The sequence below is a fragment of the Streptomyces boluensis genome (assembly GCF_009908195.1).
Lineage (GTDB): Bacteria > Actinomycetota > Actinomycetes > Streptomycetales > Streptomycetaceae > Streptomyces > Streptomyces boluensis.
Genome location: NZ_JAAAHS010000659.1, coordinates 1 through 2,052 on the forward strand (window position 1 = coordinate 1; position 2,052 = coordinate 2,052).

Annotated in this window: 2 protein-coding genes; both read left to right on the forward strand. The window is 72.8% G+C overall.

All coding sequences use genetic code 11. From position 1 onward, the window contains the following. Positions 1-325: 325 nt before the first annotated feature. Positions 326-973 (forward strand): hypothetical protein, encoded by a 648-nt coding sequence (locus GUY60_RS37170; RefSeq protein ID WP_161705917.1) that lies wholly within the window; start codon positions 326-328, stop codon positions 971-973. Positions 974-1,099: 126 nt separating this feature from the next. Next, positions 1,100-1,891, forward strand: a complete 792-nt coding sequence (locus GUY60_RS37175) for a VOC family protein (RefSeq protein ID WP_161705918.1) — start codon at positions 1,100-1,102, stop codon at positions 1,889-1,891. Positions 1,892-2,052 lie beyond the last annotated feature (161 nt).

Sequence of the window (2,052 nt, forward strand, 5' to 3'; positions counted from 1 at the left end):
TTGTGTATAAGAGACAGCGGGGGGGGGTGGGGGCGCCCGCGTGGCGACCACCTTGGCCAAGTCCCGTACTGGCGTCAAGAGTTGTGGCTGAGAGCGCTCTCTTCCGGAAGGATCCTTCATAAGTCGGCGATCTTCGTGGAGGGGTTTCCGGCTGCCGGCGACCAGCGCTCGACCGGTGCCCGGGTGCTGGTCGGATGCGGTCGGCCGGGGCGGCGTACTCCCGGCGGAGTAGCGCAACTGCCGCTGACGGGAGGACGAACGCGCGGGCCCGGATCCGTAGCGTCCTGCACGACGCACCGGACCGCCCGACGACGAGGAGCAAGCCATGAGCCCCGACGCTGTACCCGCCCACACCGCAGCCGTGCCCCGCACGGCAACCACGGAGGCCCGCAAGGTACTTCTCGGCGGAGCCGGCTTCGCCGCACTCTTCATCGGCGGGATGGTCCTGTCCGGCCTGATCGGCACGGGCACCTACCCGTCACCCCTCGACTCCGAGGCGGCGGCCGCGTCCTACTTCGCCGCCAACCAGGGCACGGTCCTGGCCCAAGGCATCCTGCACACCCTGGCGGCCCTCCCGCTGGCACTCTTCGCGGGCTCGCTCGGCAACCGGCAGGCGCGGTTGGCGGGTTGGGCGGCCGCGGCCGCGCTCGCCGTGTCGGGCCTGCTCAACGTGGCGGTCCCGGTCCTGGGTGCCACCGGCGACACCCTGCACACGCTGCACTATCTGGGCTTCCTCGCCGGTGGCCAGATCCACGTCCCGCTGCTCGGCCTGATGGTCGCCGCGGCCACCCGCGCCCACGCGCGGAGGGCGCCACGCTGGACCACGGTTCTGGGTGCGGTCGCGGCAGGGCTTGCCGTGCTGTCGCTCGTCTCCTTCGCCACCGAGGCGGTCATGCTGCTGCTGCCGCTCGGCCGCTTCACCTCGATCCTGTGGATCGTGATCACGGCGGTACGGGCACGCCCCGCCGAGTGACCGCCGCCGACGGCATCCCACGCGCCCTGAACCCCCGGTCCGCGGCCGGGGATCCAGGGCGCGCTTGTCAGTGCCCGGTGCCAGACTCGTAGCGGCAGAACAAACGGGACACCCGAAGGAGCGGTCATGCTCACCACCCGTTTCGTCGCCGGCTCGCTGACCTGGACGGACGTCGGCACCCCCGACATCGGCAGAGCCAACGCCTTCTACGCCGGAGTCCTGGGCTGGACGGCCGAGGGCGCCAGCGAGAAGTTCGGCGGGTACGTGACGTACCGCAGCGACGGCCAGTCGGTCGCCGGCGGGATGGAGGTCCCGGAGAGCGACGCCGCCCCTTCCTGGTCGCTGTACTTCCGCACGCCCGACGCCGAAGCCACCGCCAAGGCGGTGCGGCAGGCCGGAGGTGAGGTCGTCATGGAACCCATGGACGTCGGCGACCTCGGGCGGATGGTGGTCTGCACCGACCCGACGGGCGCGGGCTTCAGCCTCTGGCAGGCCGGCACCATGCCGGGCTTCGAGGCGGTGGACCGCCCTGGCACGCTCTGCTGGGCCGAGCTGTACACGGGAGACGTCCCCGCGGCCACGGCGTTCTACGGCGAGGCGCTCGGCCTGCGCACCTTCGACGTGCCTTTCCCCGGGGGGAGTTACGTGACGGTGTACCCGGACGGCAAGGACGAGGACGCGATGTTCGGCGGTGTGGTGCCGAAGGCGTCCGACCCGCTGGAGGCGGAGGGCGAGCCGTACTGGCTGCCGTACTTCGAGGTGGCCGACTGCGACGCGGCGGCCGACGTCGCGCGCCGACGCGGCGGCACGGTCCGGTTCGGGCCCATGGACCTGGAGGGCGTCGGCCGGGTGGCCAAGCTCGCGGACCCGTTCGGGGCGCGCTTCGCGGTGCTGACGCCCGCGCCGCGGGAGGCCTGAGGCGAGGGCGCGACGCGGGGTGGGGGCACGACGGGTGCGGCGGTGCGCGTACGACACGCCACGCGCGGTGAACCCTTTGGCACCGGTGCGCCCGCCGGGGCATCGTGCAGGTGTGTCACGGCACGGGCACGGGCACGGGTACGGGGGCGGGTACTGGGGCG

Coding starts and splice junctions, on each gene's coding strand:
- GUY60_RS37170 (WP_161705917.1), top strand. CDS start 326: ATGAGCCCCGACGCTGTACCCGCCCACACCGCAGCCGTGCCCCGCACG.
- GUY60_RS37175 (WP_161705918.1), top strand. CDS start 1,100: ATGCTCACCACCCGTTTCGTCGCCGGCTCGCTGACCTGGACGGACGTC.